General features: G+C 62.5%; 13 protein-coding genes. 9 read left to right on the plus strand and 4 right to left on the minus strand.

Going from position 1 to position 24,529, the window contains the following annotated elements; translation table 11 throughout:
* Positions 1-104: 104 nt before the first annotated feature.
* Positions 105-389: a type 2 periplasmic-binding domain-containing protein gene (locus D1Y85_RS04370; protein WP_246024773.1), complete on the minus strand. Its 285-nt coding sequence runs from the start codon at positions 387-389 to the stop codon at positions 105-107.
* Positions 390-1,695: 1,306 nt separating this feature from the next.
* Between D1Y85_RS04370 and D1Y85_RS04375 the strand changes: the two genes are divergently transcribed.
* From D1Y85_RS04375 to hutG, 6 genes are all read left to right on the plus strand, one after another.
* A complete protein-coding gene (locus D1Y85_RS04375) occupies positions 1,696-9,939 on the plus strand; it encodes a dermonecrotic toxin domain-containing protein (protein WP_185218902.1) in 8,244 nt (2,747 codons plus the stop codon).
* A gap of 886 nt (positions 9,940-10,825) precedes the next feature.
* Entirely contained in the window at positions 10,826-12,514 is a 1,689-nt protein-coding gene (gene hutU, locus D1Y85_RS04380) for a urocanate hydratase (protein ID WP_124149805.1), read from the plus strand.
* Positions 12,511-13,185: a HutD/Ves family protein gene (locus tag D1Y85_RS04385; RefSeq protein WP_124149806.1), complete on the plus strand. Its 675-nt coding sequence runs from the start codon at positions 12,511-12,513 to the stop codon at positions 13,183-13,185. The genes hutU and D1Y85_RS04385 overlap by 4 nt, the downstream gene beginning before the upstream one ends.
* A complete protein-coding gene (gene hutI / locus D1Y85_RS04390; RefSeq protein WP_124149807.1) occupies positions 13,182-14,405 on the plus strand; it encodes an imidazolonepropionase in 1,224 nt (407 codons plus the stop codon). The genes D1Y85_RS04385 and hutI overlap by 4 nt, the downstream gene beginning before the upstream one ends.
* A gap of 8 nt (positions 14,406-14,413) precedes the next feature.
* Positions 14,414-15,820, plus strand: a complete 1,407-nt coding sequence (locus tag D1Y85_RS04395) for a formimidoylglutamate deiminase (RefSeq protein WP_246024774.1) — start codon at positions 14,414-14,416, stop codon at positions 15,818-15,820.
* Between the two features lie 32 nt (positions 15,821-15,852).
* Positions 15,853-16,659, plus strand: coding sequence for an N-formylglutamate deformylase (gene hutG / locus D1Y85_RS04400; RefSeq protein WP_124149809.1), 807 nt, complete (start codon positions 15,853-15,855; stop codon positions 16,657-16,659).
* Between the two features lies 1 nt (position 16,660).
* Here hutG and D1Y85_RS04405 read toward each other — a convergent pair whose 3' ends face one another.
* Positions 16,661-18,268, minus strand: a complete 1,608-nt coding sequence (locus D1Y85_RS04405; protein ID WP_221410264.1) for a phospholipase D family protein — start codon at positions 18,266-18,268, stop codon at positions 16,661-16,663.
* A 349-nt stretch (positions 18,269-18,617) separates the two neighbouring features.
* On the opposite strand from D1Y85_RS04405, the gene D1Y85_RS04410 reads away from it, so the two are divergent.
* On the plus strand, positions 18,618-20,255 hold the full coding sequence (locus D1Y85_RS04410; protein ID WP_124149810.1) for a gamma-glutamyltransferase family protein: 1,638 nt from the start codon (positions 18,618-18,620) through the stop codon (positions 20,253-20,255).
* A gap of 59 nt (positions 20,256-20,314) precedes the next feature.
* On the opposite strand, the gene D1Y85_RS04415 is transcribed toward D1Y85_RS04410, so the two are convergent.
* Entirely contained in the window at positions 20,315-20,605 is a 291-nt protein-coding gene (locus tag D1Y85_RS04415) for a YXWGXW repeat-containing protein (RefSeq protein WP_124149811.1), read from the minus strand.
* A gap of 212 nt (positions 20,606-20,817) precedes the next feature.
* Between D1Y85_RS04415 and glpD the strand changes: the two genes are divergently transcribed.
* Both glpD and glpK read left to right on the plus strand, forming a co-directional pair.
* Complete coding sequence (gene glpD, locus D1Y85_RS04420; protein WP_124149873.1) at positions 20,818-22,353, plus strand: glycerol-3-phosphate dehydrogenase; 1,536 nt, start codon at positions 20,818-20,820, stop codon at positions 22,351-22,353.
* A 98-nt stretch (positions 22,354-22,451) separates the two neighbouring features.
* A complete protein-coding gene (gene glpK, locus D1Y85_RS04425) occupies positions 22,452-23,954 on the plus strand; it encodes a glycerol kinase GlpK (RefSeq protein WP_185218903.1) in 1,503 nt (500 codons plus the stop codon).
* Positions 23,955-24,035: 81 nt separating this feature from the next.
* Here glpK and D1Y85_RS04430 read toward each other — a convergent pair whose 3' ends face one another.
* Positions 24,036-24,452, minus strand: a complete 417-nt coding sequence (locus D1Y85_RS04430; protein WP_124149812.1) for a VOC family protein — start codon at positions 24,450-24,452, stop codon at positions 24,036-24,038.
* Positions 24,453-24,529 lie beyond the last annotated feature (77 nt).

The following is a 24,529-nucleotide window of genomic DNA, read 5'->3' on the forward strand; positions in this document are numbered from 1 at the left end:
GCGGAAACGGATAACGGAAGTAGTTGGAGAAAGCAACGCAACATGAATGTCGAGGAGACGCTCGAAATAGGTTCCATCGGGTCATCACATTCCAGAGCCCCGGGTTATGAAACCGTAGTTGACGAACACACCCTATGCGCTGCGATCACCGTGAGCAGTTCTACCATGGTGACCGGGACCACCGTCGTGTGCGAGACCCACAATTCGCCGAAACTGCGCAGCGGTGACACGGACGTGGTCTCGTGGGTATCGCGCACCATTTCGCGCAGACCCGCCACCGTCATCGGGTATGAAAAATCGAATTCGCGATCGCGTTCGGCGCTGTAGAAGAGCCCGGACGCCGAGACAACGGCCTCACCCTCACGCAGCATCTGGAAAAGCGCGTTCACATCAGGCGCGGCATCGACGTACGTCTGGCGGTGCAGACGCGTGGCGATCTCGTTCTACAAGTCGATGAAGAAACCGTCGCCTGGCGGTGTTGCGGCATCACGAATGGCGCTGTTACGAACGTGCTGACGCGCACGGGTTCAGGTTTCCTCTGCCCGTGCACGCGCGGTGTCGCCGCGAGCGCCGCTAGCAGAACGAGCCATGCGACGAGGGCTGTGCTTCATCGGACAGTCATATTGCGCCGCCATGCAAAAAGGGCGCTCCTCGTCGAGCGGTTTGATACGCGTGTTTTCATGGATGTCGCGCTGTCCTTGTCGACTTGTTGCGCGTGGGCGTGAAGAGCCGGGCGCGCGCCAGGTCGGCTTCGACGCCGATGGTCAGAACTGGTCCGCACTGCGGATGCTGTACGTCGCGCGTGCCTTCTATGTGTTGTGCATGCGCACGTATCACCAAGGCGTGTTGGCGCGCATCGAAACTGATCTCGACTCCCCACGGAGATCGAGATATGCAAGTCAACCCTTCCATTGACGAGCCCACGGACGTCCATAACGACGAGCCGCCGCGCGTCGAGTCTTCACCGAAGTCTGCGCCTGTCGCTTCGGTCTCGCATTGCAACGAGCAGAATCTATCGCCGGATCCGTCGCGTGTGTTTGCCGCGCGCTCGGGCTATGAGAATGCGTCCACGTTACCTGCGACGCTCACGAGTCGCGCTCCCGATCATTCATTTGGATGACGTAACAAAGAGGGTGATCAGGCGATCGTACACACGAGCCATCATTTTAGACTGGCAGGTATTTTCGCGTGTCGGAGAGGCTTATCGGGAAAATGCTTCAACGGCTTCGTGAGCAGGATCACGCGAATCAGGATCCGTTCACTGCTACGGATGCCGGAGCACTTCGGACACGGGATCGGCGAGCGCCACACGCATGGAGATAATCGACCGGTGCGGTTTACGATGATACGGATAGCTGATCAATGACAGATGGGATGCAGGAAAACATCTCGCTCGACGAGACCGAGAGTATTGGCGCGAATCCCGTTCCTGTCCAGACTAGCTCATGGGAATGGCGACGTCTCATGACGTGATCGACGCGACGATGCGGTGGATTTTCGAAAATGTTTCATCGAATAGATTGCCAGGATAGAGAAACTTTCGGATGACGATTTATGAAAAAAAATGGAGGAGATACGGAAGCGCACGACTCAGGATAGTGAGTCTTAACCGTTTCTAATTAGTCAGAAAATGGCAGATGCATGCCAGGTTCCTCTTCGCCCGAACGATGGGCTATCGAATCATTGGAGAAATCGATGCAAGTTAACCAATATGTTGCACCCATCCCGCTCTATAACCAAAACCACGATAAGGACAAAGACAAGAACAAAGACACCGGCACAAAAGACACTGCTCAAAAAGTAAACGCTTCAGCACTCCTGCCTGCCAATGCAAAACAGCAGCGTATTTCATCACAAGATTCAGATAAAGATGCAAAAACAAAAAACGGTAACCGCTCTGCCAGGAGTTCAGGAGGCTCCGCAGCGCAGTCGAAATCGTCCGCGCCGGTTGCGTCGGTGTCGTCGGCCCATCACATCGTCAGACGCGACGCCCCGCCGGAAAACCCTGAGCCGGCGGCCTCCGCCTTGAGCGCCGACGGAAATCCGGATGCGGATTCACAGGACATCGAAAAGATCCATGTCGATCCGGAATCAATCACGCAGGACGTACAGGATGAATTCCAGAACCTGTTTGAACAGACCAAGGCTTTCAAGGAAAAGGCCCCATCCGGTGATGTCATGGTCCAGGCCAGCAACTTCATCCGCGACACGATCAAGGCAAAGACCGGTCTCGACATCGATCCCGACCAGACCTACCTTGTGCGTTTTTCCGGGGGAGAGGCGTCGCCGGACGGCAATAAAAGCGTTACCGGCTGGCAGCACAAGGCCAGCCAGGTGGAACAATTCATGTCGTTGACCGATTTTCTCCTCAAGGGCGCAGATGACCAATGGGCAAACAGCTACGCGGGCACATTGAACTCCTATCATGGCCTGTACACCTCAAGCAATGCGGCGACCTACGGCGCGAACAACGAGGTCAAAATCCTGCCGACGGATCTGAGGGCGATGTTCCAGGGTGAGAAACTCGAGCAACACCTGAACGCCAAGCAGAAATCGTTCTGGGAGGCGCAGAAGCCACAGTGGCGGGAGATGGCGAAATTCGAATTTTCGGCGCTGGCGAAAAAGGCGTCCGTCGACGGCCATCTTTCCAGGCAAGGCTACGAAATCGCGATGAAGGGCGCCGCGAGTAATGTTGCACTGGACAAGCCCGCAAAGATGAAGGACATGGAAGCCGAGGCCAAACCGGACGCTTCCGTGAAGGTGCGGCGCTTCGATATCGACAAATATACGGCCACCGACATTCTTCGCATGGTGGGCAAGGACGGCCGCACCGTGCTCTATATTCCCGGATCGAAGCAGTCGTTCTATGAATTCAAGAACGAAGCAGCTCTCGACAAATGGGTGATTGCCCAGACGAAGGATCCCGCTGCGCAAAAGGAACTGGCGAGCCATTTCTCCGCCTACGATCGCAGCACCGGAAACTGGGGTGCCTTTTCAAAGTCCGGCATCAATGAGGCGCTTGCGAATCTGGCCTCCGGCGCATGGGACTCGGGCAGCATCAACATGGCGAATGAGGAGATTAGTGGCGATGCGTTTTCGGATATGGCAGACCGTATCCGGAACCGCAACGATGAGGATCTTACTCAAATCAGCCTCAAGCACGAGACACACGACATCTGGCTGAACAATCTGATCAGCGGCCACACCGACTCGCTGACCAAGCCCATTGAGCGCGCGCTGTCGGCTGGAAGCTTTGCGGAACTCGTGGGTAGCGAGGGCGGGGGTGCCTTCGCCGCTGACACCGACTTCCGGCGCCAGGCCATCAACGAGGCGCCGGGAATGAGTGTGGCGGCCACGTTGCTGCTGGCGCCTGAATCGTCGGCCGCCGCGGTGCGAGCGGAACCCCCCGCGACTTCGCCGTCCGATTACTCCGGCCCGTGGCAGAAGGATTTCAGCACGACATCGTTTCCGCCCGGCAACGGGGCGGAGGCCATGAACGAATTCACCAAAAATATCCAGACGATCACGGGTCAGGCGAATCCGGCGTTGTATACGTCGCTGAGCGCAGTCAGGGACGTGTCGGCTACCGGGAAGGACAAAACGAATTTCCAGAGACTCCAGAATTCGCTCGACGAGGTGTACAAGCGGCTGGACGATGCCAACAAGCGGCTCCACGACCCGAACAAGAAGGTGGACATTCTTTCGTCGCTGATCCTGTCGCTCGACACGATGGACGAAAATGCATTGAATCAGGCCTATGAGCGCCTCGGGAATCTGGCTTCGGATGCATTCGAGCGATTCAAGCTCATGAAGGAGAACGATTACAGGGACATTGAGTTTTTCGAACGAAGCGACAAGAGCAAACCGGTTCCGGAACATGAAACGCAGGCGCCTACCCATGCGTTCATCAACCTCAAGGATCGCCACAAGATGGCGATCAACCTCGAGGCGCCGGATATGGGACGCAGCAAGCTTTCAGACGCTGAAGCAGGAAAGCGATATAACGTGGACCTGGTGGATTCCATCATGAACCAGCTCACGCGCCTGTCGGCCAATACGCAGGATTTCATGACCGCCATGGTGGAGGAGACGAAAGATGGATTTGCCCTGACCTCGGCCAAAACCGCCCTGCATCAGTTTAAATCCAGCGTACCGAACGTCATCACCTGCTGGCAGGTGCTCGGGAGGGCGCCGACCACGCTCGACGACAACTCCGTCCGGTACGTTCTGGGCTTGCCAAACAGCACCGTTCCCAACGATAGCTCGAGAGCGGACGCAGTAAAGGTCTACAACCGCTGGACCCCGGCAAACCAGGAAAAATACGCGGACCGGCTCAACTGGATATATAGCGACAAGGACAAGCAGGAAGTCCGGAAAAAACTGCTGAACGACGATGTGACCCGGGCAGACATCCTGACCTCCAATGCCGATACGGCAGCGCTTTATCTTCGTGACATCGGCGGATGGCGAGACTACGCCACGCCGCCGGGATTCGATTATTTTCTTGAGCAGGCGAGGAAAAAGGCTCCCGCCGATGTTGGCGGCGACGCGATCAGACGTCGTGCCGTGGAGGATTTTAGAAGCGCCATCAGGCACGACTACAAGCCTTGGAAAGAATACAGCGGTCATTATGAGCCACCGCCTCCGTACTGGCTGGTTGTGGATTTCGATAACAAGGAGCATCGCTTCGCGTCGCAGGCTGAAGCCGATGATTTCTACGTGAAAGGTATCTCGGCATATGTCTTGAGGCAACTGAGCAATCCGCTTGGCACGTTGCTGCAACTTACCGAACCCAATGCTACCCCCGAAAGGCGAAAGCAACTGAACGAATGGGGCGACAATCCAATCGGCAAGACGTTGGCGGGCATGACGAAGGCTATGGGCGGAGGGGAAACAGCCCAGGGGCTTATGGAATCCGTCGGCCGCGTGGTTGAAGGTTTTATCCCGTATTGGGGGCAGTATAGAGATGTTTCGGACACGATTTTTGGTACGTCTGCCAATGTTGTTGAAGGCAAGCCTCCGACGGCGGACGACACGAGTTCCATAATCGAGCTGATGAAGGATGTTATTTCCGGAGGTGCTGTCAAGAATGACGCGTTCGGCGGCAAAACGGTGACCTTGAAATTCAGGCTGCCTAAAGTAAAAAAAACCATTAACGTGAATATAAAAATCCCCAGGATTGAGCCGGGCAAGGCTGCGAAAGCGACAAAGGATTCGGCACCGAAGACGTCCGCGACGACAAGCGCGACACCCACGACGCCCGCGACGGCAAGCACGACACCTGCCAGCCAGCCAAAGCAGACCAATCGCCCGAAGGAAATCCCGCCAGGGGGATTCGGCGCTCAGGGCAAGCCGAAGACCGACCAGAAAGGGGGAACGCAAGACGCCCCGAAGGCAACCACGGCCGATGGCACGCCCGCGGCCCAACCCCGCAAGACCGTGCAGTCGCCGACACAGGCCAGCCGGAAAAACTTCCGGGCGGACAGAGGGGGCGATGCGCTCAAGACGGGGGCGGTTTCCTATAAGACGTTCGATCAAAACAATTATTCGATATTCCAGATTTCCAATCCGGACGGGGTGAGCCAGGGCCTTTCTCTCGAAGCCATAAAGCGGATTGACAGTGGCTCGGCTTCAGGAAAGGATTTATCATCCGCGGTGCTGGACATCAGGCGGAGTTTGGCGAATTCCGGTCCCGACCGGAAGGCGATCTCTACCAGCGTAGTGAGTCAACAGATAAATCCGACGCAGACGACGTTCCAGAATCTTGGCCAGCAGCCGACGAAGCGCTATGACGCTGACCGGCAGATGTCGATCAATGCGCTGGAAAACGATATCCGGAGCATGGCGCCGGGCGACGTTGCCCTGCTGAGAACGAAAATCAAGGGCAAGCATGGTGAGACGCTGGATACGGGTCACATGCTGGTAGTCCAGCGTACCAAAGATCAGCAATACCAGTTATTCGATTCGAACAATGGCGTGTTCAAGTACAAAACCGAAGATTCGTTGAGCAGAGGTCTGGAACCATACTTCGACGCGGCCTATTCGGACAAGGGCGTCATGGCTCCGGATTCCTTCACGCTGTACAAATCCGAGCCCGCAGCGGCGAAAGGCACGGCCACGGAACCCAAAGCACCGGACGCACAAAAGCCGTTCGGCGAGCACTACGACTTCCCGTACATCGATGCCGATGGCGCGCCCGGGTCGAAACCCGCCACGTCGCAGACGAGCACGGGCAAGCCAGCCACCGATCAACCGGCGACACCTGCAGCCACGCCCGCTTCATCGCCTGCCGGCGGCAGCACCGGTCCCAACGGCCCGACCGATAAGGCGTCCGAACCGAAACCCACCACATCGCAGACGAACACGGGCAAGCCCGCCACCGATCAACCGGCGACACCTGCAACCACGCCCGCGTCGTCGCCTGCCGGCGGCGGCACCCGTCCCGAAGTCCGGCTGAACGCGGGGAATGTTACCAGCGAACTACCCGGGCTCACGGCGCAGGGCCACCTGAATGCGGCGCGCTACTTCACCGAAAACGGGAACCCGCCGCTGGTCATACAGGACAAGCAGGACGTCGTTGCCCTCACGCGGTTCTTTAACGAAGAAGGAGGCAAGCTCAGACTTTTGGGCGGCGCGCCGGGCGGCGATGGTCCATCGCAGCCCAAGCGCCCGCGGACCGATGCCAACGACGGGCAACAGCCATCGACTTCGACGACCAATCCCAACGACGGACGACAGCCATCGACTTCGACGACCAATGCGAACAGCGGACAACAGCCGGCGGCTCCGACCTTTACGGGGGGGGGCATTTACGGTGGCTTCTACATTTCGGATCAGCTAAAGAACAGTATCCTCGCCACCGTCCGCGCGAATCAGCGTCTGGCGGACAGCACGGTCGCCCTGCATTACCAGATCCCAACCAGAGTAGTCACTGACCTGCGCGAAAGCTTTAACCTGATGAGAACCTCAGGCCGTTCCAGTGGCATCTCCGAGAACACCAGAACCGAGATCAAAAACTACATTAAGCAGCATGACGATGCCGTCAATGACGATATCGCGATCCGGTTTAATATCACCAAGTCGCTCGCCGAGACCATTCGCCAGGAACTCGACCCTCCCAAGGTCACCGGTATTCCCGATCAACGCAAGGCGGAGATCGTCGAGTACATCCGCAAGAACATCGGTGGCTCCAACGATGAAATCGGCAAGGCGTGCGGCGTCTCGGGGATGACGATCTCCAGGCTGCGCCATGATTATGGCCTGCAAAAGTCCAGCGGTGCGGGTATTCCCCTGAGTAACGATCGGAAGATCGAAATCCGCGACTTCATGCTGAGTCACGAGGGCCTGACAAACGCCGAGATCGGCACTCGTTTCGGAATCAGCATCACGACCGTGAGCCGGATCCGCAATGATCCCGGTTATGTCGAAGCGCCGCTGCCAGTGCCGTCTCCGTTGCCGGCGGGGCTCGACCTCGATGCCCCGTTGTCCCCGAACAGCCAGAAGAAGGTCGACGACATCAAGGCCGGTCTGGATAGCACGCCTTCCAGCGCGCAGCCGGGCACATCGGGCGGTTCATCCGCGCCCGCTCAGTCATCCCATCAGTCTACGTTCGCGCAGAATGTCGATGCCGATGCGCCGCTGCCCGCGTTACGTGAACGTGACCTTCAGGAGGTCTGGAACGAACTGGGGTGGGTCAATCCGGAGGAGCCCACCAATCCGGACTTGATGCGCTGGATGTCGAAGAACCTTACCCCGGAAGAGCTTCACCGGCTTGCCGATCTGCCCAATTCCCAGGTCGAAGGGGAACTCGGGATGATCAGGCGGCGCGCGAATATGCCTGAGGAAGGCACCCCCACGACGCCGGTGGCGACGTCGTCCGGGTCCTCGTCTTCAACCTCGTCAGGGTCTTCAACTCCGTCCACGCAGGGCAGTGCCGATGCGTCGCAGTCACCGGCCCGTGCGCAGGAACGGGCAGAGCTCGAGCATAGAGCGGCTTCGTCACCGACGCCCCCGGCCGATGCCGACGCGGTGATCACCTGGCTTCAGGACCACCGTACAGCGGAGGAAATGAAGCGTATCGAGAAACTTCCCCAGGACGAATTTGACGCGGAGATGGAGCGCGGAAGAGCGGAAATGCTCGCAGCACAAAAGCAGGACGCCGCGCCGGGACCGTCGACCTCGGGAGGCGTGACGAATCTGAACCTCCAGCTGACCACCGATAACGTCATTCGCGAACTGCCCGGACTCACGCCGCAGGGCCAGCAAAACGCGATGAACTACCTGGCGCCAGAAGCGCGCAATCCTGTCCCGGTCCTGCAAAACCAGCAGGACATCGACAATGTCACGGCGTTTTTCAACGAAGGCAGGAGCAGACCCGGACTGCCGGGCGGTGACCCGGCCAGCGCGGGCACATCCGGGCAACAAGGCCAGAAGGTGGAAACCAATGCTGGGCAAACACAGGCGTCTGGGTCGGGAACTAGTGATGCTGTGAGTCAGGGTCCATCGACCTCGACGAATACCGCAGCGAGCCAGGGTCCATCGACCTCGACGAATACCGCGGCCGCGCCAGCGACGCAAACGAGCCAGTCGACGAGCACCGTCCCGAATCCGGAAGTCATTACGCCGAGCGCGGGCAGTCTCCACGAGCGCGATGTGCAGATCAAAAAAGAGGTTGAGCAGAATCACATACCGGACCCCGCATCACCCGATTATTCGACTCATATCGACGATGTGGTCTCGCACACCTCGAGCGAAACGGGCGTCGTCAAGGTCGATTTGCCGGTGCTGCAAAAGATGGCCTACAAATACAACACGATCATCAGTATCCGGCCCGTCGATAAATACGCCACCGGCCTGATCGAAGAGGGTTATGCAACGAAGGGCTTCCATATCAAAGGAAAGAGCGCATCGTGGGGGCCGCAGGCGGGGCTCATCTGTGCGGACCAGAAGTTCAGCAAGCTTGAAAACACCGATTCCGCGCGCATCGACAAATTCAATCAGGAAATCACAAAGAGCATCGACGGAGGCGATGCCACGAAAATCCCGCTCGAGTTGTCGTGGGACCGGCTCCAGAAGCTCTCGGATATGGGGACCATATCGGTAGTATCGGAACCCAATTCGAAGGGTGCGCGCACCTTTGGTGCCGTCGCGCCGAGTGGCAAGCTATATTATTTCGAAGCGACCCCGACGAAAAACGGGAACTTCACCATCACCAGCAACAACCAGCCCATTGAAGTCCTGGCCCCGACGACGAAGGGCGCGAAACCGTTCACCGCGGATTACGATCTATTTGCTGTCGCGCCGCATCTCGCTGACGTCGGTCCACAGGACAGGGTGCCCACGCCTGACGTGCACCAGGACGTATTCAAGCAGCGGGTGGACACCTACCAGAACAAGGATGGCATCAATCCCAATCTGAAACCGGCCTATGACGATAAAAAGGAATTCCACAAGAATGACGATCCGGATCTCGGTAATTCGTCGCAGCGCGTCGCCAATCTGGTCCCTGCCATCAATGACGAGATCAAGGCGAATGACGGCCGTCCGCGTGAAAACGTTGCGCACCACGCCGATGACTCGACCAACCCTGTAACGGATCAGGATGCGAACTACCCGGCGACGTTCTTCCTTCCGTACAAAATGGGGCGCTTTGACGAAATCTGCGTCATTCACGACAAGGCTGAGTTGAAAGAAATGGTTCAGGCAGCGAAGGACCGTGGTTATAACTTCCCGCTCAATCCGCTCTGGGACAGCGATATAACGGATACGCGGCGAAAGGGCTTCACGGATGCCAAGGACAACATCGCGGCCAGTGGTGTTATTGGTTCGGGAACCGGTCCGACGGCCCAGGGGGCGGCGTCAGGCAGTGGTGGTGATGGGTCGGGAACCAGCAAGACGGACCAGGAGAAGGCGCCGGGCAGTGGTGGTGATAATCGGTAACCTGTAAGACGGCCAACGGCTGAGCCGTGTGCTGAATTGGGCTCAGCCTTTCGTTTTGACGAGCGCGCGGGCGACTGGCTGTTGCATCGCCTTGTGCGCACGCGCGAAGTCAATGACGGCAGGAAAAGTCGCAAGGACAGCAATAACGTGCGACGTAAAGGAAAACGGACAGGGACGAGACAACCGCACTAATCGAAGCGTTGAGTGCGGTGACGCTGACGGTGAGCGACATCGCGCACCAGGAGTGGGTTGGAACCACCCAGTCGGTCGTTTCGAGACCCGGCCGGCCCGATGAACAATGGCCTCGCACAAATTTGCGCTGCGATTCCCTCAAGTTCCCCTCGGGCACGTCCAGGCCCGATCTATGCGCCTCATCGGGGTACAGACACGGTGATTTGCGAAGCGGTGCGCTCGACCGTTGCCAGAAACACAACCGGTCTGACCAGCCAGGAGCACGATGATGCCTTTCTTGTTTCTCATAGCCTTTTTCGCGATCGTTGTTGGGATGCACCGCGGGGTGACGCGCAAGGCCGACGCGAGGCTTCGCACGCAATTCGAGGCGCAAGGCCCGGGCAGCGAGGTGTCGCGGCAGTTGATGCGCGATTCTGGATACAACGTCTGAGTTCGATCGTACCTCTCGAGGATGGGCTGGCCGTCGTGTTGTCTAGTCAATGCGGGTGAGGCTTTGCTTACCCGCAGCCCCACTGTTGCCGGAATTTCAGCGAATTCTCCAGGGTAATTCCCTACGGGGAAATAATCGAAACGAGTTGTATATACAACTTAGCGGCGTTAGACTTGGCACACATTGCAGCGCTATGCCGCCGTCCCTGAAGGGCGTGCGCTGGCGCTGACCCGAACCCACACTTTCCCGACAAGCACGGACGCCATGAACCAGCCGAACTTCACCGATCCCCGCCTCGATCCCACCCGCACGATCCGCGCGCCGCGCGGCAGCGAGAAGGTCTGCAAGACCTGGATTGCCGAAGCCGCCTACCGGATGATCCAGAACAATCTGGACCCGGAGGTCGCCGAGCACCCGCATGCGCTCGTCGTGTATGGCGGCATTGGCCGCGCCGCGCGTAACTGGGCGTGCTTCGACCAGATTCTCGCTTCGCTGAAGGACCTGAATGAGGATGAGACGCTGCTGATCCAGTCGGGCAAGCCGGTGGGCGTGTTCCGCACGCATGCCGATGCGCCGCGCGTGCTGCTCGCGAACTCGAACCTCGTGCCGCACTGGGCGACGTGGGACCACTTCCACGAACTCGATCGCAAAGGCCTCATGATGTACGGCCAGATGACGGCCGGCAGCTGGATCTACATCGGCTCGCAGGGCATCGTGCAGGGCACCTACGAAACGTTCTACGCCGTGGCGAACCAGCACTTCAACGGCGACCCCAAGGGCCGCTGGATTCTCACGGGCGGCCTCGGCGGCATGGGTGGCGCGCAGCCGCTCGCGGCGACGATGGCGGGCTTCTCGATGATCGCGGTGGAATGCGACGAGACGCGCATCGACTTGCGTCTGAAGACGCGCTACGTGGACCGCAAGGCGAAGACGCTCGACGAGGCGCTGGCCATCGTCGAGGACGCGAAGCGCACGGGCAAGCCGGTGTCGGTGGGGCTGCTGGGTAACGCTGCGGCTGTGTTCGCCGAACTCGTCCGCCGCGGCGTCACGCCGGACTGCGTGACCGACCAGACGAGCGCGCACGACCCGATCAACGGCTATTTGCCGCTTGGCTGGAGCGTCGAACAATGGCGCGAGGCGCAGAAGATCGATCCGCAGAGCATCGTGTTGCCTGCGAAGCAGTCGATGGCCAATCAGGTGCGCGCGATGCTCACACTGCAGGAGCGCGGCGCGGCCACGCTCGACTACGGCAACAACATTCGTCAGATGGCGCTGGAAATGGGCGTCGAAAACGCTTTCGATTTCCCGGGTTTCGTGCCGGCCTATATCCGGCCGCTTTTCTGCGAGGGCAAGGGGCCGTTCCGCTGGGTCGCGCTCTCGGGCGATCCTGAAGACATCTACAAGACCGATGCGAAGGTGAAGGAGCTGATTCCGGACGATGCGCACCTGCACAACTGGCTCGACATGGCGCGAGAGCGCATTGCGTTCCAGGGGCTGCCGGCGCGGATCTGCTGGGTGGGGGTGAAGGACCGCTATCGCCTCGGCCAGGCCTTCAACGAAATGGTGAAGAACGGCGAGCTGAAGGCGCCGATCGTGATCGGCCGCGATCACCTCGACACGGGCTCGGTCGCGAGCCCGAACCGCGAAACCGAAGCGATGAAGGACGGCTCGGACGCCGTGAGCGACTGGCCGCTGCTCAACGCACTGCTCAACACGGCCGGCGGCGCGTCGTGGGTGTCGCTGCATCATGGCGGCGGTGTCGGTATGGGTTTTTCGCAGCATTCGGGCGTGGTGATCGTGGCGGACGGCACGGATGCGGCGCACGCGCGTCTGGGGCGCGTGCTGCACAACGACCCGGCGACGGGCGTGATGCGTCACGCGGACGCCGGCTACGAACTCGCACAGCAGACGGCGCGCGAAGCGGGCCTGAAGCTGCCGATGCTCGGGCGATGAGCGGCACGCACGGACCCCGCGTCGTGCTCTTGCGCGGCGCGGACCTGGTTGCGTCGCCGTGGAAGAACGGCGGCGGCGTCACGCGCGAGATCGCGGCGGCTTCCGCCGAAACCCAGGACGCCACGCTCGATTCGTTCGCGTGGCGCGTGAGTGTGGCCGACGTCGCGCAGCCTGGGCCGTTCTCGCGTTTCGAGGGCGTCGATCGGACGCTGGTGCTGCTCGAAGGCGCGGGCATGCTGCTCGACGAGGCAGGGCCTGCCGCGATGACGCACGCCCTCGTGCAACCGCTCGACACCGCGCGCTTCGCGGGCGAAACGGCGATCGACGCGCGGCTCGTGGACGGGCCCACGCGCGACTTCAACCTGATGGTGCGCCGCGATGCGGCGCGCGGTACGCTCGACGTGTGGCGCGCGCCGATCGTGCGTGACATCGCGGCGCAAACCGTACTGCTCTATTGCGCGAAAGGCGCGTTCGATGTCCGCGTGGACCGTGGCGAGCGTGCGTTTTCGCTCGTCGCTGGCGATACGCTGCGGATCGACGCGAGTGAACCGGTGAACGTAGAGACGCAAGGCGAGGGCGCATTGCTGGCGGTCGCGCTCGATGTGCTTCGCCTGCATCCGGACGGGCAATCCAATGGTGCGGTGTCGTTGAACGCCGCGAGGACGTCATGAAGCAAACTGTCTGGCACAACCTCAAACTGTGCGCGCAGGGCGATCCCCGGCACACGGTCGAAGATGCGGCGATTGCCGTCGAGGATGGCAAGCTCGCCTGGCTCGGCGCGGTTGCGGACATGCCTGCGCAGTACGCGCCCTGGCCGCGTGAAGACCTGCACGGCGCGTGGGTGACGCCTGGGCTTGTCGATTGCCACACGCACCTTGTTTACGCCGGGCAGCGCGCCGATGAATTCGCGCAGCGGCTCGCGGGCGTGAGCTATGAAGAGATCGCGCGCCAGGGCGGCGGCATCGTCTCGACGGTTCGCGCGACGCGCGCCGCAAGCGAGGACGCGCTGTTCGCCCAGTCGGCGGCGCGTCTCGAACCGCTTCTGGCCGAAGGCGTGACGGCCGTCGAGATCAAGTCGGGCTACGGCCTCGAACTCGCTGCAGAGCGCAAGATGTTGCGCGTCGCGCGACGGCTGGGCGACCGTTATCCGGTGACGGTGCGCACGACATTCCTCGGCGCGCATGCATTACCGCCCGAATTCGCGGGGCGTTCGGGCGATTACATCGACGAGGTCTGCGAGCATATGCTGCCCGCGCTCGCGGACGAAGGACTGGTCGACGCGGTCGACGTGTTTTGCGAGCGCATCGGCTTCACGCTCGAAGAGAGCGAGCGTGTGTTCGAAGCGGCGGCGCGTCGTAACCTGCCGGTCAAGATGCACGCCGAGCAGCTTTCGAACGGTGGCGGTGCGGCGCTTGCTGCACGCCACGGCGCGTTGTCGGCCGACCACCTCGAATTTCTCGACGAAGCGGGCGTCGCGGCGATGAAAGGTGCGGGTAGCGTCGCGGTGCTGTTGCCGGGCGCGTACTACTTCATCCGCGAAACGCAGTTGCCGCCGCTCGACTTGCTGCGCCGCTACGAGGTGCCGATCGCGATTTCGACGGACAGCAATCCGGGGACATCGCCCGCTACGTCGCTCCTGCTGATGATGAACATGGCGACGACGCTGTTTCGCATGACGGTGCCCGAAGTCCTGCTCGGCGTGACGCAGCACGCGGCCCGAGCGTTCGGCGACGCTGATCGCCACGGCACGCTCGCCACGGGCCGTCCCGCTGATTTCGCGGTATGGCGCGTGCAATCGCTCGCCGAACTCGCGTACTGGATCGGCCGCCCGTTGTGCGAGCGCGTAGTGCGTGGCGGCGAGACCGTTTTCCGGCGCAACCTGGCGGCATGACGCAAACCATGGACACGAACACAACAACACGCGCACTTTTCGCAGCGTATGCGTATCTTCCTGACGGCTGGCGCCGGAATGTGCTGCTCGAATGGGATGAGATGGGCACGCTGCGGGCTGTCACGCCGGATGTGCCGCACGCGCCCGAAGGCGTGGCGCAGGCATCCGGCCCGCTGATGCCTGGCATTCCGAATCTTCATTCACACGCATTCCAGCGCGCAATGGCGGGCCTCACCGAGTATCGCGCGAAACCCACCGATAGCTTCTGGAGCTGGCGCGATCTCATGTACCGCTTCGCGGCGCGCATCACTCCCGATGACCTCGGCGCGATCGCGCGCTGGCTCTACGTCGAAATGCTGAAGGCGGGCTATACGTCCGTCTGCGAATTCCACTACGTGCACCACGCACAGGACGGAAGGCGTTACGGCAATCCGGCGGAGCTGGCGCAGCGCGTGGTCGATGCGGCGGGCGAGACCGGCATCGGCATGACGATGCTGCCGGTGCTCTATCAGTACAGCGGTTTCGGCGCGCTGCCGCCGCGCGACGATCAACGGCGCTTCATCAATTCGCCGGACCAGTTGCTCGCGCTCATCGATACGCTGCGCGGTGCGCGGCCCGAACACGGCGCGCTGCGTTACGGCGTGGCGCCGCATTCTCTGCGCGCCGTTTCGCAGGCGTCGCTGCGAGCGCTGCTCGAAGGGCTCGACGCCATGTTGCCCGGTGCGCCGGTGCATATTCACATCGCGGAGCAAACGGCAGAAGTGGAAGCGTGTATCGCGACGGAAGGCGCACGTCCCGTGCGATGGTTGCTGGAGTGTTTCGACGTGAACCATCGCTGGTGTCTCGTTCATGCGACCCATATCGATGCGAGCGAGACCGTCACGCTGGCGAAGAGCGGCGCGGTAGCGGGGCTGTGTCTGACGACCGAAGCGAACCTTGGCGACGGCATTTTCCCGGCGCACGATTATCTCGACGCGCAGGGCGTGTTTGGCGTTGGATCGGATAGCCACATCGGCGTTGACTGGCGCGCGGAGCTGCGACTGCTCGAATACGGTCAGCGGCTCGCGCGCCGCCAGCGCAACGTGCTGGCAGCCCCGAACACGGCGCACGTCGCCGACCGTTTGTTCGACGCAGCGCTCGCGGGTGGCGCGCGTGCAACCGGTCGCGCGACCGGCGCGCTCGAACGAGGCGCGCGGGCGGACTGGATCGTGCTCGACGCCGGGCATCCGAATCTCGCCGAACAGACTCCGCAAACCTGGCTTTCGTCGATCGTGTTTTGCGAGCATGGCGAGACGCCGGTCCTCGACGTCTACACGGGCGGCGAACGCGTGGTGGCCCAACGCCGCCATCGCGACGAAGACCGTCTTTACGCGGACTATCGCAAGGCGCTCAAGCGCCTGCTCGCCGACGCGTGAACTCACGCGCACAATCTCGAACGCCCAAAGCCATGACCGACCTCTATACGCTTGAGCGCGGCACCGCGCCGCTCCTGATTTCGATTCCGCATCTCGGCACGGACATTCCGGACGCCTTGCGCGGCCAGTACACCGACATCGCGCTAACCGTGGCCGATACCGACTGGCATCTCGACCGGCTTTACGCGTTTGCGAAGGAACTGGGTGCGACGATCCTCGGCGCGCGTATCTCGCGCTACGTGATCGATCTGAACCGGCCGCCGAACGACGAAAGCCTTTATCCGGGGCAGACGACGACATCGCTGTGCCCGACCGAAACGTTTCGCGGCGAGCCGATCTATCGCGACGGCCACGCGCCGGATGCGGCCGAGCGCCAGCGCCGCGTGACGGCTTACTGGCAGCCGTATCACGACACGCTGCGCGCCGAGTTGCAACGCCTGCGCGCGCAGCACGCGAACGTCCTGCTATGGGAGGCGCACTCGATAGCGAGCGTGTTGCCGCGTCTCTTCGACAACAAGCTGCCGGACCTGAACATCGGCACGCAGGAAGGCCGCACCGTCGCCGCCGAAGTACAGGCGCGCGCCGAGCGTGCAGCGGCGGCCAGCGCATACACGTGGATCGCGAACGGCCGCTTCAAAGGTGGTTACATCACGCGGCATTTCGGTGCTCCGCACGATGGGGTGCACGCGATCCAGCTTGAAATGTGCCAGTCGACCTACATGCACGAGGTGGCCCCGTTCGACTACGAACCTGCGCTCGCCGCGATAGTGGAGCCTGTCTTGCGCGAAATGGTGACCGGCGCGCTCGACGCGGTCAAGGCGCTGAACCGCACGACGTAACCTAAAGCAACCACTCGATCGGGAGCAGCGAGAAGAACCACACGCCGAAGCGCTTGCCCCATGTCGTGTTGGGCTCGGTGTCGAAGCGCTCGGTGACGTCGCCGGTCCGCTTGATCCAGTAGAGCGAGCCGTCGTGATCGAGCTTCACCTCGTACGCAAGCTGCCGCACTTGCGTCCAGAACATGGATTCGATGCGCAGCGCGAGCTCGGGGCTGTCGATCACGAGTCCGAGTTCGGTGTTGAGGTTGGCCGAGCGCGGATCGAAATTCAGCGAGCCGACGAAGACGCGATGCTCGTCCAGCGCGAAGGTCTTTGCGTGCAGGCTCGACCCTGAGCTGCCGAACACGACGCCCCCCGAGTCCTTACCCTTGCCCGCGGTTTTGCTGGTCGGTGCGCCCGGCGTCCTGCGCAGCTCGAACAGTTCGACGCCGCTTGCCAGCAGCGCCTTGCGCCGCCGCGCGTAGCCTGCGTGAACGGGCACGACATCGGTGGCTTCGAGCGAGTTCGTGAGCACGTGGACTTTGATGCCTTTCGCCGCGAGATCCGAAAAATAGCGGGTGCCCGATTCAGCGGGAACGAAGTAAGGCGAGACGAGATCGAGTTCGTGGTCCGGGTCGCCGAGGATGGCGTGCAGTTGCGCGAGTATCAGCGACTCCGGCTCGGCTTTTCCCTTCGCTTTCACGGGATCGTCGCTGACGAGACGTGCCGTCGCCCATTCGAGCGGCAGCGTGCCATCCATGAGCCGGCGCACGTCCGTCGCTTTCTCCAGCGACTGCACGTAAGCCGCGGCGGCCGGGTCGGCCTCGACGGCCTTCGCTGCACGGTCGAGGGTGTCGAGCCCGTCCGGCGCGGGCGCCGGGAGGAGCTGGTTGACGGGCCAGGACGACGCGCTCGCCCAGTAGCGGTCGAAATCGTGCGCCACGTCAGCCGCCGCGGGGCCGATCGCGAGCACGTCGAGATCGGCGAAGACCACGCCATCGGTTGCGGCGAAATACTCGTCGCCGATGTTGCGGCCGCCGAGGATCGTCGCCGCGCTATCGGCCGTGAGCGACTTGTTGTGCATGCGTCGGTTCAGGCGCGGGAAATCCCAGAGAAAACTGATGAATTTCGGCGAGCGCACCACGAACGGATTGAAGAGCCGCACTTCGATGTTGGGATGCGCGTTGAGCGCCGCGAGCGTCGGATCGAGCGACGACGCCGTGCCGTTGTCGTCGAGCAGGAGGCGCACGCGCACGCCGCGATCCGCCGCCTCGCGCAGCGCTTCGAGCAACAGTGTGCCAGTGAGGTCGTTGCGCCAGATGTAGTACTGGACGTCGATCGTGCGTTGCGCAGTCCGGACGAGATCCACGCGCGCTGCAAACGAGTCGAGCGGATCGGGCAGCGGGTCGATGCCCGTGAGGCCGGGATGCGCGGCCAGCTCGCCGGCAACCGCATGGCCGAGCGGCGTGGCTTGCGCGTCCTGCGCGTTCAGCGCCGACGATTCCGTGCGGTGGCCGAGCGGCGGTAACTGGCACCCGGCAAGCGCCGTGGCGCACAGCAGCATCAGCGCGATGGCGCGCTGCGTTGGCGTCGCGCGGATCGCCTGCAACCGGAAGGTCGTTATTCGCATAGGCGTTCCACTATACCGCCGTGCGCCACGTGAAGACGTTCAGGTGGCCGGCCGCCGCATTCGGGTGAGGGTGTCGGCGAGCGGCGTGTGTCGTTGTGCATTCCGGTGAATCATTCGGACCGTGCGCATGAAGGGGGCGCCCGGTTGAGCAAGCAGCCGCGGATTCGGACCGTACCGCTAGTTGCCGCTGTGCACTGCGGGCAGCACGCTCACGCCGACGTCGCTGCGCACGAGAGTGACGATCGTCTCGATTGAACTACTAATATTTCCTTGTTTTAAACTTCAACATAATTGGAGCAACCACCGGCCCCCTGCCGGCTCGCCTTTTATCGCTGACCGACTTCCCTACATGACTCGTTTCGACTGGCAAAACCCGTATCCGACGCCGCGCGTGCCGGTGTTCGCCCGCAACATCGTGTCGACGTCGCACCCGCTCGCCGCGCAGGCCGGCCTGCGCATGCTCTGGAAGGGCGGCAATGCCGTCGATGCCGCGATTGCCGCGGCGGCCGCCATCACGGTCGTCGAGCCGGTATCGTGCGGACTCGGCGGCGATGCGTTCGCGATCGTGTGGGACGGCAGCCGTCTGCACGGGCTGAACGCGTCGGGCACCGCGCCGGCTGCCTGGAACGTCGATTACTTCCGCAAGCGCTACGGCGAGGAAAACGGGCTCGCGAAAAACCCCTTGCGCGGCTGGGACGCCGCGACCGTACCTGGCGTGATCGCAGGCTGGGAAGCGCTGCACGCGAAATTCGGCTCGTTGCCGTTCGCCGATCTGATGGCGCCCGCCATCGAGATCGCCGAACGTGGCCATGCCGTCGCGAGCATCGTCACACGCAAATGGAAGGCTGCGATTCCCGAACTGCAGAATCAGCCAGGCTTTGCCGCGACTTTCATGCCGCACGGCCGTGCGCCCGAGGTCAGCGAGCGCGTGTGCTTCCCGGGCCATGCGGCGACGCTGCGCCTCATCGCCGAGCAGGGACCACGCGCCTTTTACGAAGGCGAGATCGCCGAACGCATCGCGGCCTTTTCGCGCGAGTGCGGCGCAGCGATGTCGCAGGACGATCTGCGCAACTATCGCGCGGACTGGGTCGAGCCGATCGGCAAGGCGTATCGCGGCTATACGGTGCACGAGATTCCGCCGAACGGGCAGGGCATCGCGGCGCTCATCGCGCTCGGCATTCTCGAACAGTTCGACATGGCTTCGCTGCCGCTCGACGGCGCGCGGGCGCAGCACCTGCAGATCGAAGCGATGAAGCTCGCGTTCGCGGATGTCTATCGCTACGTCGCCGATCCGCGCTCGATGGACGTGACGCCCGAGCAGATGCTCGACGACGCGTACCTGAAGTCGCGCGCAAAGCTGATCGATCCGAAGCGCGCAACGCATTTCGACTTCGGCATGCCGAGGTCGGGCGGCACGATCTACATGTCGGCCGTGGACGAGCGCGGCATGATGGTGAGCTTCATCCAGTCGAACTACATGGGTTTTGGTTCGGGCGTGGTCGTGCCGGGCACCGGCATCGCCCTGCAGAACCGCGGCTGCGCCTTTTCGATGGACCCCGCGTCGCCGAACGTGGTGGCGGGCGGCAAGCGCCCGTTCCACACCATCATTCCTGCGTTCCTCACGCAGCAGGTGGACGGCCGCCAGGAGGCGGTGATGAGTTTCGGCGTGATGGGCGGTGACATGCAGCCGCAAGGCCACCTGCAGACCGTCGTGCGCATGCTCGACTACGGCCAGCAGCCGCAGGCCGCATGCGACGCACCGCGGTGGAAGGTCAATCGCGACTTCACCGTCGACCTCGAATCGACCTTCAATCCGGACACCACGCGCGCGCTGCAGGACCTCGGCCACAAGATCAAGAGCATTGACGATCCGTACATGGATTTCGGCTCGGGCCAGTTCATCTGGAAGCTCGACCGCAACGATTCCGAGCGCGGCTACGTCGCGGCGAGCGATTCGCGGCGTGATGGCCTCGCTGCGGGTTTTTGAAGCCGCGGCGTTTTCACTGGGGAACGGGGTTGCACCGGAAGAGGCTCAGCCGCAGTGGTTCAATCCCATTTCCCGGGTTCCCATCGCCAGGTCCGGCCTTCACTGATCCATTGCCCCGGCGTCCAGTGATGGTCGGGGCGATCCTCCAGCCAGCGGCCGTCCGCCCAGACGTAGCGCCCGCGGACCCAGTTCCAGTGGCCCGGGTCCCACACGTAGCCCGCGCGCGCTTGCGGCACCTCTTCGGCGCGCGGCGGCGGAGGCGCCAGGGTGATTCCCCGCGCCAGCACGGCCGAGGTCGCCAGCGCCGCGAACGCGGCAACGAGCACGCGCTGAAGGGGCGGTCGATTCATATCGTCTCTCCGGTGAGTTCGAGCGAGCCCTGCTGCGCCGATATGCCACGAACGGCGCGCGGCACGTTGCGTGTGCGACGTTTCGGGTGTCGGGCGGCTCCTCTTACAATAGAACAGCTCTTGGACGCCCGCATCGAACGTACATTTTCGAATTTGTTCATTAAAGTTCGATTGCGAACATGACGCCTTCATCAAATTTCCGGGAACAGCAGGTGAGCGAACAGAATCGGTACGACTTGCTCGTGGTCGGTGGTGGGATCAACGGTGTCGGTATCGCGCGCGACGCGGCCGGGCGCGGTCTCTCGGTGATCCTTTGCGAACAGGACGATCTCGCGTCGCACACCTCGTCGGCCAGCACGAAGCTGATCCACGGCGGCCTGCGCTATCTCGAGTACAAGGAATTCGGCCTCGTGCGCAAGGCGCTGCAGGAGCGCGAGAGGCTGCTGCGCGCGGCGCCGCACATCATGTGGCCGCTTCGCTTCGTGATGCCGCACATGCCGGATCTTCGTCCGGGGTGGCTGATCCGTGCCGGACTCTTCCTCTACGATCACCTCGCGAAGCGCGAACTGCTGCCCGGCTCGCGCGGCATCGACATGCGCCGCCATCCGGCGGGCGCGCCGCTCGTCGATTCGATCCGGCGCGGCTTTGTCTATTCGGACGGCTGGGTGGACGATGCGCGCCTCGTCGTGCTCAACGCGCTCGACGCAAAGGAGCGCGGCGCCCGGATCCTCACGCGCACGAAGCTCGTGGCGGCGCGGCGCGACAGCGGCGAGTGGCACGCGCGGCTCATGCGCCCGGACGGCTCGACCTTCGAAGTCCGCGCCCGCGCGATCGCAAACGCGGCAGGGCCGTGGGTGGCCGACGTGCTGCACGGCGCGCTTGGCCGCGACGCGCGTCACGCCGTGCGCCTCGTCAAGGGCAGCCATATCGTGACGAAACGCCTTTTCGATCACGACCACGCGTATATCTTCCAGAATCCGGACAAGCGGATCATCTTCGCGATCCCCTACGAACACGACTTCACGCTGATCGGCACGACCGACGTGGAGTACCGCGACGATCCCGCGAAGGTCGCGATCGACGGCGACGAAACGCGTTATCTCTGCGAGTCGATCAACCGCTACTTCAAGCACAAGATCACGCCTGCGGATGTGTGCTGGACCTTTTCCGGCGTACGTCCGCTGCTGGAGGAAGAGAACGCCGACAACCCGTCCGCCGTCACGCGCGACTACAAACTGGAGATGGACGAGGGCGACGGTGCGCCGCTCATCTCCGTGTTCGGCGGCAAGATCACGACGTTCCGCAAGCTCGCCGAGGAAGCGTCAAACGTGTTGTGCCGCGCGCTTGGTTCGAGCGCCGGTGCGTGGACGGCCGGCGTGCCGCTGCCGGGCGGCGACATCGCGCACGCGCGTTTCGAGCCGTTCGCCGATGCCTTCGCGAAGCGTCACGCGTGGCTGCCCGCGTCACTCGCGCGCCGCTATGCGCGCGCCTACGGCACGTGCGCGAGCCGTGTGGTGGGCAATGCGACGTCGCTGGACGGTCTGGGCCAGGCCATTGCGCCGGGCATCTATGAAGCGGAACTGCGCTATCTGCGCGATGCAGAATGGGCGACCTGCGCGCAGGACGTCCTGTGGCGCCGCTCGAAGCTCGGCTTGCACGTCGAACCGGGTACGATGGACGCGGTGACGACCGCGATCGATGGCTGGTTCGCCGGCTCGCACGCAACGAGCGCGCATACGGCACACTGAGGATCGGCCGGACATCGCATGACATGCGGCACGCGGCCAGATACTCGATGCCGCAACGCAGCGCCGATCACAACTACCGACGGATGGAGATCAGACACATGCAGGATCAGTTCATTCTCGCGCTCGACCAGGGCACGACGAGTTCGCGCGCCTTGCTGTTCGATCGCCAGGGCAACGTCGTTTCGATGGCGCAGAAGGAATTCGGGCAGATCTACCCGCAGCCGGGCTGGGTCGAACACGATCCGCTGGAAATCTGGTCGACGCAGGCCGGCGTCGCGGCCGAAGCCGTTACGCGCGCCGGCATGAGCGGCGCGAACATCGCCGCCATCGGCATCACGAATCAGCGCGAGACGACCATCGTCTGGGATCGGGAGACGGGCCAGCCGATCTACAACGCGATCGTCTGGCAGGACCGCCGCACCGCGGACTTCTGCGACCAGTTGAAGGCGCAGGGCCTGGAGGCGACGGTGCGCGCGAAGACGGGTCTGCCCATCGATTCATATTTTTCGGGCACCAAGATCCGCTGGATTCTCGACAACGTCGAAGGTGCGCGCGAAAAGGCGAGGCGCGGCCTGCTCGCATTCGGCACCGTCGATAGCTGGCTAGTCTGGAACTTCACGAAGCATGAACTGCACGTGACCGACGTGACCAACGCGTCGCGCACGATGCTCTTCAACATTCACACGCGCGAGTGGGACGGCGATCTGCTGGACGCGCTCGATATTCCACGCAGCATGCTGCCTGAAGTGCGTTCGTCGTCGGAGATCTACGGGCAGACGCGGAGCGCGGCGTACGCTTCGAATATTCCGCTTGCGGGCATCGCCGGCGATCAGCAGGCCGCGCTGTTCGGACAGATGTGCACCGCCACCGGCATGGTGAAGAACACGTACGGCACCGGCTGCTTCCTCGTCATGAATACCGGCACGATGCCGATCGAGTCGAAGAACAACCTCGTCACGACGATCGCCTGGCAAATCGGCAATGAGGTGAACTACGCGCTCGAGGGCAGCATCTTCATTGCGGGCGCTGTCGTGCAGTGGCTTCGCGATGGCATGGGCATCATCCGGAGCGCGGGAGAAATCGAAGCGCTCGCGGCGAGCGTACCGCACACCGATGGCGTGTATCTCGTGCCCGCGTTCGCCGGTCTCGGCGCGCCGCACTGGAATGCGCACGCGCGCGGCTCGTTGTTCGGCGTGACACGCGGCACGACCTCGGCGCATCTCGCGCGCGCGGCACTCGATTCGATCGCGTATCAGTCGCTCGACGTGCTCTCTGCGATGGAAGCGGACTCGGGCGTGCGCATCGGCGAGCTTCGCGTGGACGGCGGCGCGAGTGCAAACAACCTGCTCATGCAGTTCCAGGCCGATATTCTCGGCGTGGACGTGGTGCGTCCGCAGATCACCGAGACCACGGCGCTAGGCGCCGCGTATCTCGCTGGACTCGCGACCGGTTACTGGAAGAGCGTCGACGAACTGCGCAGCCAGTGGCGGCTCGATCGACGCTTCGATCCGTCGATGGACGCCCGCGCGGTCGATACGTGCCGTGCGGGTTGGCAACGCGCGGTGCGTACTGCGAAAGCGTGGGCAGACGATTCGCGCTGATATCGAGTTCGTCGACATGTTCCGCGTACAAACTCGACGCGCTGCGCGGCAACCGCTATCGATGAATACGCGTGCCCGTGCTTATGTCGCGTCTTTGGGGGACTGGATCATCTTCCAGCCATTTCCGGCGGGGTCGCGAAAGCCGGCATCGACGCTGCCGAAGCGGTCCATCGGCTCCTGGGTGAATTCCACGCCTTTGGCTTTCAGCTGGGCGTAGCTTGCGCGACAGTCGGCCACCGCGAGGATGAGGGGCGGCATGGCCCCCTTGGCGACCACGGCACGCAGGGTTTGCGCGGTCGCCTCGTCGTGGACGGGCGGGCCGGGTGTGAACAGGCCGAGCTGGAATGTGGGCTGATCCGGATGCTGGACCGTGAGCCAGCGGTAGGTTCCGTTGCGCACGTCCGTGTGGACGCGAAATCCGAGCTTGTCGACGTAGAACGCGAGCGCCTCGTCCTGATCGTCGACGTACAAGCCCACGACGCTGATTCCCTGGTTCATGGCACCTCCCATCGTTGATGGTCAAACTGTACCTTCGGCCACGCGGCGGCGCCAGATTCCCCAACTTGCTGTCGTGC

Origin of the sequence: Paraburkholderia dinghuensis (assembly GCF_003837865.1) — a bacterium.
GTDB classification, from domain to species: Bacteria; Pseudomonadota; Gammaproteobacteria; order Burkholderiales; family Burkholderiaceae; genus Paraburkholderia; species Paraburkholderia dinghuensis.